Below are 15,732 nucleotides of genomic sequence, written 5' to 3' on the forward strand. Positions count from 1 at the left end.
TTTCTCGTTACTTGGCCCTTGATACAGTTAACTCTCAGCTTTATTTAATCTCCCTCCACATTTTACCTTTCTAAGGGAATTATTTTCGCTGTTTTAAATAACGTCCCCCCTTATAAAATGTTTCCCTTCCAAATAACCTGCTTATTATCAAATATTATCAATAATTAGCGCATTTTGCCGTATTTTTCCCAAGTCAGCATTCTAGGTATCTTATTTTACATTAATGCTGCTGAGATAAAATTATTTTTCCGTCCGTAAACTCGTTTTAGCGCACTTTTCCCCCAAAATTTGCCAAAAATATTTTTTTGGGGGTAACAAATCGCAACTTCATTTCGTTACTAATAGTGTAAGCAGCGATCGTACCTTACAAAAAATAATCTTAAGGAGGTCATGAATATGACTGAAGTAAAATGGGATAAAAATGCTGTCCGCGTAGTATTGGAAAAGGCTGAAGGTGGCATGCGCCAACGTAGTTTCAATAACGTCTCACAAAATGTCTCCCCTGAACAACTTCAACGATTCGGCCAACTTATTGCCTTACTTACTGGTGAAAAGTTACGCACTGTAGTTGAAACTACCACAACACAATTAAATTAAAGAAAGGTTGGAACGCAACATGAAGAAATTAGATCTTGGCTTTCGTTCAGCAACTAAGGGCTCAATGCACCACTTGCAATTGAAATTCATCAATTCTGAACTTGACGACGCAACTGTCAAAAAGGCAATGCAAGAATTAGCTGCTTTAAAAATGTTTACCGATAAGAACGGGGATTTGGTCTATGGGATCCCTGTCAGTGCCACATACGTTGATACGACTGATAAAGTATTATTTAACGATGATGCTAAAAAATAGTCGCTGTGCTCAATAAATAAACGCGCCCACGTGTCTGCTCGTGGGCGCGTTTATTTATTCTGATCGACTCATTTTGGTATCAAACCCTGACCTCGTCTCATTACGGTGCGACCAGCTAGAAAATGCCAGTCCACCTAAAGCGGCTGCTAAACAAAGATAGACTAACGCAACTTTTACTTTATGTCGCTTTGTTTTTTCCATCATAAGCCTCTCTTTCTAATATATTTTTAGTATAACAACCTTTGTAAACGGATACAAACATAAGTGCCATTATCTGCTTACACAAAAAAAGATGACTCAACCAGTAGTCATCTTTTTTATTATTCACCAAATAAAGCAGCTAATTTCGCTGCCATTTCTGGATCAAGTTGATCGGCCAACGAAGCTTTTTCATTGCTGTTTTGTTTAGCGACATCCGCATTTAACGTCGCATGTTGGCGCATGGAATCGATCACTGCTTGTTCCGCAATCTTTAGTGGTTCGACGTCTAATTTGCCCCCAGCCGAATCGGCATGGCCACCACCGCCAAAATATTCAGCTGCAAATTTAGCAACATCTAAGCGACCATTTGAGCGCAAAGATACGCTGTGACCGTCAATTACTAACGCTGCATCAACGTCATAGCGCTTGAGCAAAGCATGAGCAATCTCTGATTTATAGTCACTTGCATAAACGACCCCAAAAGTGCGCCCTTCAAGTTCACATGTTTCCACATTTTTTAAATGTTTATCTAAATAGCGTTGTCTTCTGCCATTTAAGGTGCTCACCAACAATTCATTTGCTTGGCGGTAATCTTCCCAGCCCGTTGCAAAGACGCTCTCAACAAAGCTTTTTGACTTGCTTAACGGATAAAACCAAAAGAGTTGGTTTAATTCATCCGCAGCCGTGCGTTCTTCAGGTGACATCAACGGATCATTTTGCCAATCCCAGGTGTCATAAGCGCGGATCAATTCAACTAGTTCAGCGACTTTAGCTTGAATATCTTGGGGGACCTTGGAAAATTCTGGCTTTTGACTCAACCAGTCAAAAACTAAACTCACTGCACTCGGATTTTTCCCTTCATCTAGGGGCTTAATGCAGTTAGTCCGGTAACGAGCCCGCAATTCTTCTTCACTTTCATGATGGTCAAAGATCAACCAGTGGTTAGCAAAGCGCTGTTCTAATTGTTGGAAAGAATATTCGCTGTCGGGCGTCATATCCATAATGTATACATCTGTGAAGCGTGCGATATCTGGTTGCCTAAACCAATAGGACAACTCACGATCAAGATTTCCTGCCGAACAAGTCGTCAAATCAAACTCTACATCCTTAAAAAGATAAGGAGCTAACGTTGTAATTAAAACGGGTGCGCCAAAGCCATCGAGATCGTTATGCGAAAAAAGCTTAATATGTCGTGTTTTTTTCAATGGTTGCTTTCCTTTCTAATAATCCGCTCATTTTTCTACTCTCTCAATTATACCCATAACCTTGCTTTAAAAGCTAGTCTGTGCATGTTATTATTTAAGGTAATGAACATATTGTGAGGTATGAAAATGACATTTACTCTTTACATGGTCCGCCATGGTCAAACGATTTTAAACAGTTATAACCGTCTCCAAGGTTGGTGTGATTCACCATTGACAGAAAAAGGTGTCAATGATGCCAAAAATGCCGGCAAACATTTAGCCGACATCAAATTTGACAAAGCATATCACTCCGATACGACCCGCGCAATGCGCACTTGTCATTTTATTTTGGAAAATAACCACCACGCAGCTGACCTTACACCTAGTGAGATCAAAAATTTCCGCGAACAAAGCTTTGGTTATTTTGAAGGCAATGATGCCGCCCAAACTTGGCTGATGGTTGGTGCCTTGCATGGTTGCCGGACTTATAACGACATTTTAAGAAAATATAACCTGGGAAAAACACGCGATCTTTTACATGAGACTGACCCATTTAAAGACGCCGAAAATGATGAGCAATATTGGGCACGGCTCAATGCGGGATTTGATCATTTACGGCGCCACACTAAAGATGGCCAAGATGTGCTCTTAGTCAGTCACAGTATCACGATCAGAAGTATCGTTGATCATTTTGCTCCTGAGATCGGGGCAGGTTTGCTTGGTCCTAAAAATGGTGCCGTGACTAAATTGATTGTTTCAGATGACGATGTTAAAGTCGAATACTACAACCACTATTTAGATAGTGAAACATATTAACACAAAAGCCACTAACGAACGCTCGTTAGTGGCTTTTATTTGCTTATAAAAAGACAGCTTCACAGATCAATTGTAAAATAAATAAAATACTCAAGATCGCTAATAATGGTGTGACTGCTTGGCTCTTTTTAGCCGCGATCTTTACGAGTGGATAAGCCGCAAAACCAAATGCTAAACCAACCGAGATCGAACCAGTCAAAGGAATCAAGACGACGATCAAAAAGGCTGGGAACCATTCTGAAAAATCGTCAAAATTGATTGCTTTTAACTGTTGCATCATGATCGCTCCAGTGATAATAATTACCGGTGCGATCGCAGCTTGAGGCACATAACTCAAAAGTGGAATAAAAAATAGCGCTAATAAAAACATTCCGCCACTAACAAGTGACATCAAACCAGTTTTACCACCAGATTCGATCCCCGCAGCACTTTCCGCCGCTGCTACCGTAGGACTTGTGCCTAAAAAGCCTGAACAAAAAGTGGCAACTGAACTTGCTTCAAAGGTCTTTTTAAACTTGTCAGCTTCGGGCAACAATCCTTCCAAGATCCCCATTGATTCAAAGACTAAGATCATGGTCATCGAAAAGACTGCCAATAAAAATTTTAAGCTAAATAAGCTACTAAAATCACCTTGCGCTAAGATCTCCTTATATTGCCACAAATCAGCCAAACTGACCTTGGGCGGATCTTGTAACCCAATATTTAACACCGCTCCCAGTGCGCTTGTCACTATGATCGCAATCATAAAGCCCCCGGTCGTTTTCCGTAAATACAAGACTAGGGTCAAAGCTAAGCCAAACAAAGCTAGTAACGCTTCAGGTTTAGCCAGATCTCCCACTGCTAGTAAGGAACGACTGTCACCTTGCGTGATCAATTGTGCTTTTTCTAGTCCTAAAGTGACTAAAAACATCCCGATCCCAGCCGTGATCCCGATCTTTAATTCTTGGGGGATCGCTTGGGAGAGTTTTTCACTCACTTTGCTAAACGCTACGATCATATAGATCACACTACTGATGATCGAAATCGCGATCGCCTGTTGCCAATCAAGCTTCATCCCGATCACCAACGTATAGGTGAAAAAGGCATTGACTCCCATCCCTGGTGTGATGATGATCGGTGCATTAGCCCAGAGCCCCATGATCAAGCACCCTAATGCCGAAGAAAAAATCGTGGCAAAAACGCTTAATGCAGCCGGGATCTTTGCATCGGTCAAGATGATCGGATTAACGATAATGATATAAGAAATCGCAAAAAAACCTGTTAGACCAGCAATTATTTCTGTTTTACGCTGCTCTTTTGTTAAGCTTTTAAAGTTTGCTAACATCACTCTACCCCTCGTTTAATTTTTTACACATCGTTTTATTTTAACAAAATTACAACTAACAACCAAATCAAAAAAGTAGCATCAAAGTGACACTACTTTTGCAGATATTTAGAAATATCGAATGATCGAAAAAATCATAATCAGCAAAAAGATGACTGCCATAAAGATCATCGTCAGGCGTTGTTTAAGACTTTTTTGCTTGATTTTAGGAACTTCTTTTCTAACTTTCTCTAATCGTTTAGCGATATCTTGGTTCAAGGGATCTTTTGGGTCATTCATTTTACTTCACCTGCCCTAAAATTTCCTGATATTGTGCTACCGTTGCTTCTTTTGCTTGTTTAGCTTGCTTAGCCAAAAGTTCAGCTAAATACTTGCGCTCACTAGCTGCTCGTCTGAGCTTAGCTGCCATGGCTTTAGCCTCGCTTGGCCGATAAACATTTTCTTTAGCGACAAAGTTTGGATCATGCAAGGTATTTTCAAAACTCAAGATCAACATGTCATTTTCATAGGCTTGGCGGACCGCATTTTGCAATTCATTTTGATGATTGATATCCAAGTAAAAGTCTGCGCTTTGCCAAAGATCAGCGAGTTCTTTTTGCGACACATTCGGATAAAGTTCAATATTATCCGCCTGACCTAAATTCATCAAATGTTGTGACATTTCGGTGACCGCTGCGATCTTAAACTCAAAATCAGGCAACTCGTCAACTAAGGTGATAAATTGTTCTAATTGATCGCTGTTAGTCAAGATAAGCGCCGTTTTTTGGTGGTGATTAGCCCGTTTCTTGGCATAAATAAAACCAAGGTTGGCAAACATCTCCGTCTCTGGCACCAATTCTTTTGCCCGTGCATAAGTTTTTTCGTCTTGCATAACGATCTTTTTGACCCGTGGAAGTTCGCCATCTAAAATAAATTGCATATTTCCCGGGATATTATCGGTGAGCTCTTCTTGCCAAAAGACGACATCAGCACCAGTTTGCGGTAAGCGGGCCAAAACTAAGAGTGGGGTGCCCAAGGAATTGATAAAGATCTGTTGTAAGTCAAATTTGCGTTGTGCTAAATAATACAACGTAAAGTCGACTAAATTTTTGAAGTTTAACGTCTTGCCAGCTTGAGTCAATAAAATATCTTTGGTGACAAAATTTTCGACGATCACTTCATTTTGGGCCTCATCAAAATAAGTCCTAACGATCGGCGTTTGCGCTTTATCGTAGACTGTTTGGGCAAAGCGAACCCCTGCTCGGTCATAGTGATCGGTAAAATGAAGCTTGCCACTTGGATCTAACCAATCAACGCTTTTGATCAAGCGACGTTCTTTTGGTAAGGCATAATTGATCTTGGCTTTGGTCACACCATAAAAGCTGATAGAAGCTTCACTATTACTTCCATGGATCTCCCAATATTTAGGCAAGGTAAGCTCATTAAAATAACGTGCCCGTCCCTGATTGGTGCGCCCTGTAAAATACATATAAGGCGATTCACTGCCAAGGGGCAACCAGCCGTCATCAGCTAAAAAAACTGTTTGGTGCGCAAAGCCAGCTTGGTCAAGTGAGGTCATCAAATCACGCGTTTTTTGATCATTTTTATCAAATAAATTAATCATTTTTCAATTCCCCCAATAAATTTTGCCATTTTTGTTCCACTTCAGTTGTTAAATACCCTTTAGCTAAGTCATAAGAGACTTGATGAACTTCAGTTAAATCAGCTGTCGTAAAGAATTCAACGATCTTTTCTGCTAAGGAATCGATCAACAGTTTTTGCTCATTTGTATTTTTAAAATCTAACAAATAACCATTTTTTCCGTCAGCAATAAAAGTTTGGTTACCATAACGGACATTAAGCCCGATCATACCCAAACCAGATCCAACCGCCTCCATCAAAGTCAACCCAAAGCCTTCGCTAGTCGAACCAGAAAGATAGGCTTCATATTTAGGATAAATCGTTTTTAAGTCATGATGCCCCTTTAATTTGATGTAATCTTGGGCATTGTTGGCAGTGATCAAGTTGTTTAATAACGAGCGTTGCGAACCTTCACCATAGATATCAAACGACAATTCTGGCAATTGCTTTTTAGCTTTCACAACGGCTTGGATCAACCAATCGATATGCTTTTCTCCCGCCAAACGTGACGCGGTGATCAATGAATAAGGTTTGCGTTTTACGGTTGGTTGGCTAAGTTTAGCTAAACTTCCGACTGGGATCGCAACGATTTTTGGTTCTATCCCGCGATATTTCTTGAATTGAGCACTTAGGAGTTCTTTTTGTTTCTCCGTCGCAGTCACAAAAAAATCGATCTCGTCGGCATGATCAAATTGATACTCATAAAAATTATTCCACAAAATATAATCATCATCGGTGGAATTTTCACTGAAATGTTCCGCATGCACAACCACGCCTATTTTCGCCGGGCCATGTGCTACAAGTGCTGGTTGACCTACGACCGTGGCACGATCAATGATCAGCACGTCATCTTTGGTCAATTGCAATGATCTGATAAAGTATTCGATGAATTCCGCTTTAGAATAGCAGATTTTATCTTTGAACCGATACCAGGATTTATCTTGATCGACAAATTCTTCATAGGCGATGCCATCTTCGTTATAAAAACGACGTAAGTAAACGGTCGCCTTATTGTCAAAGGGAGCATAGTATTCCGTAAACAAGCGCGTATACGTAAAGTAATCTTTTCTGATCAAATATTTCCCAGAAACATACTCAACACGATCAACGATATCAGCAGTACCTTTTTTTAAATACGCCGTAGCATATTGATCATCTTTAGCAAAAAGTAACCGTACCGTGTGCTCATTGACTCGTTCAAGTTTACCTTGGCGCTTTTCAAAGTCTAAACTAGCTTTTAATTGATCTAAAGTATAACTTGAAGGCGCAATTTTAATATCGGTAAAGTATTGATAAAGCCAGATGATCTCTTCATCATCAAAGCCAATATTGGCAGTTAAGGTCTCAAGATTTTCACCTAAGATCAAATCGGTAAAAATAAATTTAGCCTCGATTCCTAAATTTTTAAAGACTTTAGCCCGATAAGCTTGGGCATATTCGACCCCACTACTTGCCCAACCTATCCCTTGATTAAAGCTATATACTGTCATCTTGCTTTTTCCTTTCTAATAAAATTTTATGCAAAATAAATGTCCAAACTACCATCTTTTTTCACCGTGATCGTACTCAACAATAGATTTTGTAAGGCTAAACGGCGCATGTTTTGGCGCATTACTTGGTATGCCTTTTGAGCTTCAAAGTGATATTCAAAAACTGGATTACGTTGGGATGATGTCCGTGCTAAAGTTAGATTTTTCAACTGTTCTAACGTATCAACTTCTTCGATCCAGCTCGTATCGATCGCTTTTAATAAGCATAAGCGATAAAAATCAGCTTTTTGTGCCGCCGTTTTTAAAAACTTATCTTTTTTGCGCAATTCATTTTGCGCGATTCCAAGTAATATCTCTTTTAACTTATCCGGCTGTGTGACATCAAGTTTTTTGCTTGAAATTTTAGCCGTATAACTCAGGTTATCAAAAATATATCGTTTGACCGCTTGAGCGTCCAAATCAGGCGTTTTTAGAAAAGCAACGATGTCTTTTTCGATCAGACCCATGATATCGTAAGAAAATTCACCTTTTTGAAAAATAAAGTCATTGCGTTGTTGATAGATCATCTCACGTTGCGTCTTAACACTTTCATCAAATGATAAGACTAAGCGACGTTGCGATTCACCACTCATTTCACTGACAACTTGGGCATTTTGTACGATGCGCCGATATCTAGCGCCCAAAGGACGATTCGGCGGATCATCCTTGTGCTTCCGCCAATATTTCTCGATTTTTTTACCACTATATTTTTGAACGATCTCATCTTCTAACGAGACAAAAAATTTACTAAAGCCCGGATCTCCCTGGCGTCCAGCCCGACCGCGCAATTGTAATTCCATGCGCTTGTTGAGCATTTTTTCGGTCCCGATCACCGCTAAGCCACCTAGCTTGGCCACACCTTCACCTAATTTGATATCAGTGCCACGTCCCGCCATCGAAGTCGCTACGGTCACACTGCCGTATTGGCCAGCTTCTTTGATGATCTGTGCTTCTTTGGCATCGTTATACGCATTCAACACGTTATGCGGGATCTTTTCAGCTAAAAGCAACTGCGAGTAGATTTCTGAGAGTTCAACTGAGCCAGTTGCTAACAAGATCGGTTGCCCAGTCGCATGTAATTTTTTGACTAATTCCATGGAAGCCCGCAGTTTTTCAGGTAAGGTCAGATAGACTTCATCAGGCTCATCAACTCGCTGAACAGGGTTATTAGTCGGAACTTGGAGAACTTTCATCTGATAAACATCGATCAATTCATCTTCTTGCGTCTTAGCTGTTCCCGACATTCCTGCAGTCTTTTTAAACAGCTTGAATAAATTTTGATAAGTGATCGAAGCCATCGCCCGCATGTTTGGCGTGATCTCAACGTGTTCTTTAGCTTCTAGTGCTTGGTGTTGGCCCCCTTGAAGCTTAGTCATTTCTAAGATCCGCCCATCTTGCCGGTCAAGCAAGCAAACTTTACCTGCGCGCACCACATATTCTTTTTCATTTTCAAACAACGTGTGGGCTTTTAAAGCCAATTCGATGTGTTTAACTAGTTCAGTGTGCTTACTGTCATAGAGATCTTCCACGGAAAAATAACGCTCTGCTTCATCGATCCCTGCGCTAGTTAGCCACACCCCTTCTCGTTTTTCATCTAAACTGTAGCCCTCATCTTCTTTAAGGGTTACAACAAAGTTATCAACTAATTCGTATAAATTGGACTGAACTCTAGGTGCACCTGAAATGATCAATGGGGTTTGCGCCGAATCTAATAAAATTGCATCGGCTTCATCAATGATCACGTAGTTAAAGTCAGGCATGAATTTTTTAGTCGCATTTTCCGCTAAGTTATCGATCAAATAGTCAAAACCTAAGACCGCATTGGTCGTGTACACAATGTCTTTTTGATAGATCGCCCGTTTTTCTTCTGGTTCGATCCGCCGTTCACCATCACTTACCCGACAGCCTAAACTTAAACCTAAAAATTCATAGAGTGGCTTCATTTCTTCAGCATCCCGACTGGCTAAATATTCATTTGGTGTCACCAAAATCGTGCTTTCACCACTCAAAGCATTCAAATATAAGGGCATGACCGCCGTTAAAGTCTTACCTTCCCCGGTTTTCATTTCAGCAATATTTCCCATATGCATGATGATTCCCCCAATGACTTGAACATCATAAGGATACATTTTCAGCACACGTTTAGCTGCTTCTCTGATCGTGGCAAATGCTTCAGGTAACAGGCTATCCAGGTCGTGAGTTTGGTGGTAACGTTCCTTAAATTCAGCTGTTTTTGCCTGTAGTTGGGCATCCGAAAGTTCTGCCATCGTAGGTGCTAAATGATTTATCTTATTTAATTGTCGGTGTATTTGTCGATAATCTTTCTGATCGACCAAATTTGATATTTTCATTTATTTGACCCTCAAAAAATCATAGTTTGCATTCTTTTCATACAACTTGGCTGCAAAATAATCTGCACTTTTCACATTTTGATGATAACTTTTTGCTGTTTTCAACTTTTCTTTGAGTGCAGAAATTTTTTCACTTGTACCTGTAAGCTCAACTAATTTTTCTAAAGCAACTTCAGCTGTATTGGGCACTAATACTTCACGCTCAAAGACCACGCCATAATAAGTCGCCACTAGCGCTGAAATCGGTCCACTTCCTACAAAGACAAGCTTATCTACCTGTTCATTTAGCTCGGTTAAACGTTTTTGTAATTCAGGCACTTGCGCAAAAGCGTGATAACCGTTAAGACTACTGATCAATAAACTATTTTTTAACATCTTAGGCTTAAACAGTCCGTGAAGTGACGGTTCCGCAAAAAAGACTGCCATTGCTTTTTGATCAGGGTCGTTTAGCTCAAACAAATAGTTATCAATAAATTCATCTTTTGCATGAGTCACGATCAAGCGCTCAAAGACAAATTCTTTGACCCCTGCATTGATCAACTCGATCTGATATTCATACGTTCCAGCTGGGACAATAAAAGTTCCCACGCACTCTTTGACAAATTCAGTCGTAATGATTTCACCAAAGCGATTCAAAAAGACTAATTTTAAGTAGGCTTTCTTTGCCGGAACTGTTGCTTCAAGCGTTAAGCAATAACGTTTACCTACTTCGAGTAGTGGTAATTTAGGGACGATCTTAGTCGCTTGATAGTTAACCTGGGAAAACCATTTAACGATCGTTTTTCCCGGACTCATCAATTCATTTTTAAACGAGACCCCTTTTGCAGTTTCTTTGATCACCGAACCAGGTAAATAAGTCTGATCTTCGCTTGGATTCCAAGTAATGATACTAGCTCTAAATTCTTTCATCTTCATCATCCTCAAACTGTTGCAAACTGGCTTCGTATTGCTGTAAATACCACCTAACGATCTTGCTTGATTCATCGTTATGACGACCGGTATAGCCGTGCCCGATGATCTTGCCTTCATCACTTGGTAAAACCTCAACTAAATCATGAAACGCCTGATCATCATAATCATCTTCGCGCATGTACGCTAGCGCTAGTTGGCTTTGAGCGAGCTTTGAATCCTTGAGTGTGGCTAACATTTGAGCGTTTAACGCTTTAGCTTGCTCACTTGAGACCTCTTTACGTAACTTCAACAATAGATCAAGGGAGGTATCAAATTCATTTGCCCGGTGTAACATGTTATTTTGGGCGATCGTCCCTAGATTTACCAATGGCTTACCAACGATCACCGCAGTGGGACCAACTTTACTGCCATAATACAATGCGCCAGTCGTTCCCATTGAAAGACCTGATAAGATCAAATCTTCTGGTTTAAAGCCTAATTTTTCTAGCGTCGTTTTTAAAATGAATTGAATTTGTTGTTCATACTGTTGGGAACCTAGATAAAAGCTGCCCCCTTCTAAACGTGGGTCTGCAAATAAGATAAAAGGTTTTCCCATCCGCTTCATCATGAAGTAACCTTCAAAACCAGTCCGTTGTTGATAACCCGCAAAATAAACATTTAATGGTGGGGTCAGGTCACCAGGTTCAAAATAATAAAATAATTCGTCTCGCTCAGCATCGGCATATCTTTGACCACCTAAGATCAAAGTACCATACTGATTACGACTCAAGCGCCAATTAATGTTGCCTAATTCCAAGTCACCTTTTCCTTTAGCCCATAAACTAAGCGACACGTAACCTTTTTGCTCACTCTTAATGATCACTGGTCGTTGTAAAGCATGTTCATCAAACTCATATTGCTTAAGTTCACCTGCACCAGTAATTACTTTAATGACCAATTTAACGGCAACATTAGCGCTCTTTTGATAGACAGGCCAAAATTCTAAATCATTTTCGGCGTTGATATCAAGGTTTCGGCGCCAAAAAACTAACGGCGTAAATTCTTTGCCAAAATTGCCTACAAGTTTTAGTTTATGGCGTCCAAGATAGGTTTTTTCTCCCGTAAAACTCTGATTGAGTGAAATTTGTTCCACCGCAATGTTTTCACCATATTGGCGTTTAAAGAAGTTTTTTTCGACATCTTTGACAGTTTGAGCTAAGTCGGCGAGCTTAAAATGCCACGGACAATATTTTTGTTCCAACTCAGGAATTTTAAGACCTTCAACTACAAAAACGCGATAAGCACTTAAATATTTCTTGAGTGGGGCTAATTGTTCTTCACTGAGATAAGATGTGAAAAACACCGCAGCAAAATCAAATTTTTCATCTTCATTATCGGCGTAAAAAGCGATCAATTCAGTAATTTTTGTTAGCTCACAGTACTTCCATTCAGTATCTGCACTCAATTGGGCCTGTAACCCTAAATTTTCATTTCCGATTTGAAGGATCTTCATCTTATCACCTACTTATCTGTGTCTTTGAGCCACTGTTCCCACTGATTTACTAACTTGCCCCCAGTTAGATCAGCAATTTTAGCAACCGCATGTGTCATGGCTTCATTCCAATGTTTAAGCCCGTCAGTATAATAAGCGATCGCTGACGTCAATTTTTTGACATCATTTTGGAGCTGTAAGCCATTTTTTTGATGTTCCACTAACGGATCGGCAGCTAAGGTTATCTGGGGGATCCCTGCACTGATTGCAGCAATCTGCGCATAAAGATTAGGTGGCGTCCCAAGATCGATCAAGATTCGTGTTTGATCCATCGTCTTAACGAGCGCATTTTCCGTATCCAAGTAGTTTAACGTAACTTTCCCCGTATACGTCATTTCTTCAAGCTCATTTTCCCCTTGTTCATCAAGCTCTCCGGGTAAAAGTACTTGCAGTTCTGGGGCCTTCTTTAAAATCTTTTCTTTTAAATTTTCAAGATCATAATCATTTCGGCGCAAGATTCCCACTTCTAACTCTAAGTCTTTTCGTTGTTCCACTAGTGTTAGTAGTTGTTCCAAAGCTGCTTTAAAAACTTTAGGTGTGACTTGATCCACTAAAAATAGTAATTTCACTTGGGCTAAGCGCTGACTATGCCCTAAACGCAACCGAGTATCAAACGGCGTAACTAACTTAATCTTTTCGGCTGGATAGGACTCTTTAAGCAATTCAGCCGTTTTTTTCGTATCTGCCACGACTAGGTCAACTTTTGCGAGCTGTTCAGTCGGGAGCGTTTCAGCTTGCTTGTTGCGTCCTGAAAAATACGACAATACGATCTTAGGTGTGGTCAATAACTCTAAGGTCAGCTTCGTCCGTCCCCCACCAGCCGCTAAAACAAATGTATCCTTTGGTGTAACGATTTTCAAAAATTCTAACAAACGTTCCGTCACCAAAGCTTGAATATTTTGATAATGTGCTTGGCGAAATTCAGCCTGAAAATTGGGAGTGACCGTGATCTCTTTTGTAACTAGATCTTCACTAAAACGCACTTCACCATTTAGATTCAAATACGCTTGTTTAACCGGCGCGTTATTTTTATAGTACATAATACTTGATAAGAAGCCCCGATCATCAAAAACATAAGTCTTTTTTAGTGCTTCATTTTCATAAAGAGTCACCTTTAAAATTTCGCCTAAATTTCCCAGCTCAATTTCAGCATATTTCATGCTGGCTTTAAAGGCAAAGATCTTAAAAGGCGTATAGTTAAATTCCACTTCAGCTGGAAAATTCAAGTCAGCTAAAGCGATGCGACGCATTCCGGTAACATTGATCGCTTGTAATTCATCAAAGATACTGAAATATTTCAAATTATCGATCTCTTGCCGGTGCAAAAAGGAACGTAAACTAGGCATATAACCGATGTTTAACAGTTTAACGTCTTGGTCAGCTTGCTGAAACATCTTGAGCTGATTGATCGCATCATCAAATTCTAGCCGGTTACTTTCCCAATACCATGGTTGCGCCACGTTGTAAAAGGGCCGATCAGGGTTCTTAAACCACGCAGGTACAAAATAATACATCTGTTTTGCCCCTTTCTATAAAAGTTTTTCATAACTACTTAAAGTATTGATCGCACGTATTTGTAAAATGATCGAGGTTATTATGCCGACCAAAATAATCGTCAAACCTGGCATTAGTACCACGGCAGCATATTCTGGCCAGATCACGCCTAGATATAACGGTAAACCCGCCACGATAACAGTAAACGTTGCACCGATAAAAGCAGTCGCATTTTGTTTTTGTTTTAAATACTTCTTTGTCTCTTTTCCTGGACGAATATTCGTGAAGTAATCACCATTTTTGCGTAAATTCTCCGCTAAATCAGTTACATCTAACATTACTTGCGCAAACAAGACGGCTAACGCAAATAAAATCACGTTATACAGTGTTACTCCAAAAAATGAAGTTGTTGTACTATTGTTCTCTAACCACCAAAAAACATTATTTTGCGGGTAGCTATCTGCCAAATATTGGAAAATAATTTGTGGCAGCAACAAAACTGTCAAACTAAACATAAACGCTAAACTCCCACCAGCATTTAACTTTAAAGGAATATAGGCACTTTTTTGCATATCAGCCGTGTTCATAATACGATTTACCGGCAAACGATATTCCGAGCGTTCAAAAATCAATGCAAGGGCGATCAGCCCCAAAACAATCACGCCAACGAGAATTGCTAAAACGATTCTCCCCCAAAGATCTTCAACCAAAATCATGCGGGTAATTTGAGCAACTGGGACACGATAAGAGCTGACCATCCCAAAGAGGATCACTAAACTAGGACCTCCTAGACCGTACACCGTGTTCACGCTAGCTAACCAAATCAAAAAGAACGCTCCAGCCACGATGAGTAAACACGTTTGAAAAACTTGGAATTGAGTAAATTCACTAAAATAATCTCGTAACATATAAGTCGTGCCGTACCCTTCGATCACCGCTATCAGTAAAATCAAAAGGTTGCGCCACCGATCACTTTTTTCTTTGGGCATTTGATCAATTCCACCCATTTTAGTTAATGTTAAAAGTTGCCAGAAGATCATTCCGGCCATCCAAGGCGCTAACCCTAAGGAAAAAATCGTTGGTGCGGTAAAATTCCCACCGGTAGCTAAACTTGTAATTTGCAAAAAACTTGCTTCTTTAAGTTGTTCAGTCACCTGGTAAATATCTGCATTGGGTAACGGAATATCTTTTCCAAAGCCATAAACAGCCAAAATGACTGCGCTAAAAAGAATCCTTCGAATAAGTGGTTTCCTGCTCATTTTTTCCCTCCTAATTTTACTCAAATTATTTTGGTTTTGCCCTACTTACATTATACATTTATCTCGTTTGAGAATAATAGATAAAGTCTTTTTGTATTTAAATTAATATGTAAAAGAGACTGTAGCCGTAGCCACAGTCTCTTTTGGATGATCAACAGATCACATATGTTAAGGCTTAGTTATTTTTGCGTTTTTTTTTGCCTTTAGCTACGATCAAGGCTGAACTTGCAAGTAATCCAAGACCTGCTAATCCAAGTGCATTGTTATTTGCATTACCCATTTGTGGCAATTCTTTACCTTCACTTGTATTACCAGTATTTGATGTTACCTTAACAACTGGTGCTTTAGTATCATCTGTCTTAGTTTGAGTTGGAGCAGTTGGTTTTTGTGTACCTGGTGTAGTTGGTGCTACATAGTCGTCATTTGTACCAACGATAACTCTTACTACTACGCGTTCGCTTGATCCATCTGGATACTTCACGATAACTATGCCTTCCTTGATACCTGGTGTTGAAGTATCTACTGGACTTTCCCATTCATACGTTGTGCCTGCTGGCATGTCTTCTTTATTCTTGATGCCATCGGAAGCTGATGGGTTACCGCCAACAGTTGTTGTCACATCTTGACCTTCTGGCGTGTACTTGTCTGCATCCGTTGT

Annotated in this window: 15 protein-coding genes; 3 read left to right on the plus strand and 12 right to left on the minus strand. The window is 40.0% G+C overall.

Features of this window, described 5'->3' with window-relative positions; all coding sequences use genetic code 11:
* Positions 1–396 precede the first annotated feature (396 nt).
* A complete protein-coding gene (locus tag FC32_RS01160; RefSeq protein ID WP_025086985.1) occupies positions 397–597 on the plus strand; it encodes a DUF1659 domain-containing protein in 201 nt (66 codons plus the stop codon).
* 19 nt (positions 598–616) lie between these two features.
* A complete protein-coding gene (locus tag FC32_RS01165) occupies positions 617–853 on the plus strand; it encodes a DUF2922 domain-containing protein (RefSeq protein ID WP_025086984.1) in 237 nt (78 codons plus the stop codon).
* 54 nt (positions 854–907) lie between these two features.
* Here FC32_RS01165 and FC32_RS10490 read toward each other — a convergent pair whose 3' ends face one another.
* Together FC32_RS10490 and FC32_RS01170 are read right to left on the minus strand one after the other, a co-directional pair.
* Positions 908–1,054: a hypothetical protein gene (locus FC32_RS10490; protein ID WP_155891443.1), complete on the minus strand. Its 147-nt coding sequence runs from the start codon at positions 1,052–1,054 to the stop codon at positions 908–910.
* A 119-nt stretch (positions 1,055–1,173) separates the two neighbouring features.
* On the minus strand, positions 1,174–2,259 hold the full coding sequence (locus FC32_RS01170; RefSeq protein WP_025086983.1) for a DHHA1 domain-containing protein: 1,086 nt from the start codon (positions 2,257–2,259) through the stop codon (positions 1,174–1,176).
* Positions 2,260–2,385: 126 nt separating this feature from the next.
* On the opposite strand from FC32_RS01170, the gene FC32_RS01175 reads away from it, so the two are divergent.
* Complete coding sequence (locus FC32_RS01175; RefSeq protein WP_025086982.1) at positions 2,386–3,054, plus strand: histidine phosphatase family protein; 669 nt, start codon at positions 2,386–2,388, stop codon at positions 3,052–3,054.
* A gap of 43 nt (positions 3,055–3,097) precedes the next feature.
* On the opposite strand, the gene FC32_RS01180 is transcribed toward FC32_RS01175, so the two are convergent.
* The 10 genes from FC32_RS01180 to FC32_RS01220 all read right to left on the minus strand — a co-directional run.
* Positions 3,098–4,378: an NCS2 family permease gene (locus tag FC32_RS01180; protein WP_025086981.1), complete on the minus strand. Its 1,281-nt coding sequence runs from the start codon at positions 4,376–4,378 to the stop codon at positions 3,098–3,100.
* A 108-nt stretch (positions 4,379–4,486) separates the two neighbouring features.
* Positions 4,487–4,657 carry a hypothetical protein gene (locus FC32_RS10495; protein ID WP_155891442.1) on the minus strand — a complete coding sequence of 57 codons (171 nt, stop codon included), beginning with the start codon at positions 4,655–4,657 and terminating at the stop codon, positions 4,487–4,489.
* A gap of 1 nt (position 4,658) precedes the next feature.
* A complete protein-coding gene (gtfB, locus tag FC32_RS01185; RefSeq protein WP_025086980.1) occupies positions 4,659–5,981 on the minus strand; it encodes an accessory Sec system glycosylation chaperone GtfB in 1,323 nt (440 codons plus the stop codon).
* Positions 5,974–7,488 carry an accessory Sec system glycosyltransferase GtfA gene (gene gtfA / locus FC32_RS01190; protein WP_025086979.1) on the minus strand — a complete coding sequence of 505 codons (1,515 nt, stop codon included), beginning with the start codon at positions 7,486–7,488 and terminating at the stop codon, positions 5,974–5,976. Before gtfA ends, gtfB begins: the two co-directional genes overlap by 8 nt.
* 26 nt (positions 7,489–7,514) lie before the next feature.
* Positions 7,515–9,878, minus strand: coding sequence for an accessory Sec system translocase SecA2 (gene secA2 / locus FC32_RS01195; RefSeq protein WP_056957202.1), 2,364 nt, complete (start codon positions 9,876–9,878; stop codon positions 7,515–7,517).
* Positions 9,879–10,787, minus strand: a complete 909-nt coding sequence (gene asp3 / locus FC32_RS01200) for an accessory Sec system protein Asp3 (RefSeq protein WP_025086978.1) — start codon at positions 10,785–10,787, stop codon at positions 9,879–9,881.
* A complete protein-coding gene (asp2, locus tag FC32_RS01205; protein WP_025086977.1) occupies positions 10,774–12,282 on the minus strand; it encodes an accessory Sec system protein Asp2 in 1,509 nt (502 codons plus the stop codon). Before asp2 ends, asp3 begins: the two co-directional genes overlap by 14 nt.
* A gap of 8 nt (positions 12,283–12,290) precedes the next feature.
* Positions 12,291–13,835, minus strand: a complete 1,545-nt coding sequence (gene asp1, locus FC32_RS01210; protein WP_025086976.1) for an accessory Sec system protein Asp1 — start codon at positions 13,833–13,835, stop codon at positions 12,291–12,293.
* Between the two features lie 15 nt (positions 13,836–13,850).
* On the minus strand, positions 13,851–15,074 hold the full coding sequence (gene secY2, locus FC32_RS01215; protein WP_025086975.1) for an accessory Sec system protein translocase subunit SecY2: 1,224 nt from the start codon (positions 15,072–15,074) through the stop codon (positions 13,851–13,853).
* Positions 15,075–15,249: 175 nt separating this feature from the next.
* A partial coding sequence (locus FC32_RS01220; protein ID WP_156398993.1) for a Rib/alpha-like domain-containing protein occupies positions 15,250–15,732 on the minus strand: 483 nt, incomplete at its 5' end.

This window comes from Ligilactobacillus apodemi DSM 16634 = JCM 16172, from assembly GCF_001434405.1.
Taxonomy (GTDB): Bacteria; Bacillota; Bacilli; order Lactobacillales; family Lactobacillaceae; genus Ligilactobacillus; species Ligilactobacillus apodemi.

Excerpts from the sequence above, each read along its gene's own strand:
- gtfB (WP_025086980.1), bottom strand. The coding sequence starts at position 5,981 with ATGATTAATTTATTTGATAAAAATGATCAAAAAACGCGTGATTTGATG.
- secA2 (WP_056957202.1), bottom strand. The coding sequence starts at position 9,878 with ATGAAAATATCAAATTTGGTCGATCAGAAAGATTATCGACAAATACAC.
- asp3 (WP_025086978.1), bottom strand. The coding sequence starts at position 10,787 with ATGAAAGAATTTAGAGCTAGTATCATTACTTGGAATCCAAGCGAAGAT.
- gtfA (WP_025086979.1), bottom strand. The coding sequence starts at position 7,488 with ATGACAGTATATAGCTTTAATCAAGGGATAGGTTGGGCAAGTAGTGGG.
- secY2 (WP_025086975.1), bottom strand. The coding sequence starts at position 15,074 with ATGAGCAGGAAACCACTTATTCGAAGGATTCTTTTTAGCGCAGTCATT.
- FC32_RS01180 (WP_025086981.1), bottom strand. The coding sequence starts at position 4,378 with ATGTTAGCAAACTTTAAAAGCTTAACAAAAGAGCAGCGTAAAACAGAA.
- asp2 (WP_025086977.1), bottom strand. The coding sequence starts at position 12,282 with ATGAAGATCCTTCAAATCGGAAATGAAAATTTAGGGTTACAGGCCCAA.
- FC32_RS01160 (WP_025086985.1), top strand. The coding sequence starts at position 397 with ATGACTGAAGTAAAATGGGATAAAAATGCTGTCCGCGTAGTATTGGAA.
- FC32_RS01165 (WP_025086984.1), top strand. The coding sequence starts at position 617 with ATGAAGAAATTAGATCTTGGCTTTCGTTCAGCAACTAAGGGCTCAATG.
- FC32_RS10495 (WP_155891442.1), bottom strand. The coding sequence starts at position 4,657 with ATGAATGACCCAAAAGATCCCTTGAACCAAGATATCGCTAAACGATTA.
- FC32_RS01175 (WP_025086982.1), top strand. The coding sequence starts at position 2,386 with ATGACATTTACTCTTTACATGGTCCGCCATGGTCAAACGATTTTAAAC.
- FC32_RS10490 (WP_155891443.1), bottom strand. The coding sequence starts at position 1,054 with ATGGAAAAAACAAAGCGACATAAAGTAAAAGTTGCGTTAGTCTATCTT.
- asp1 (WP_025086976.1), bottom strand. The coding sequence starts at position 13,835 with ATGTATTATTTTGTACCTGCGTGGTTTAAGAACCCTGATCGGCCCTTT.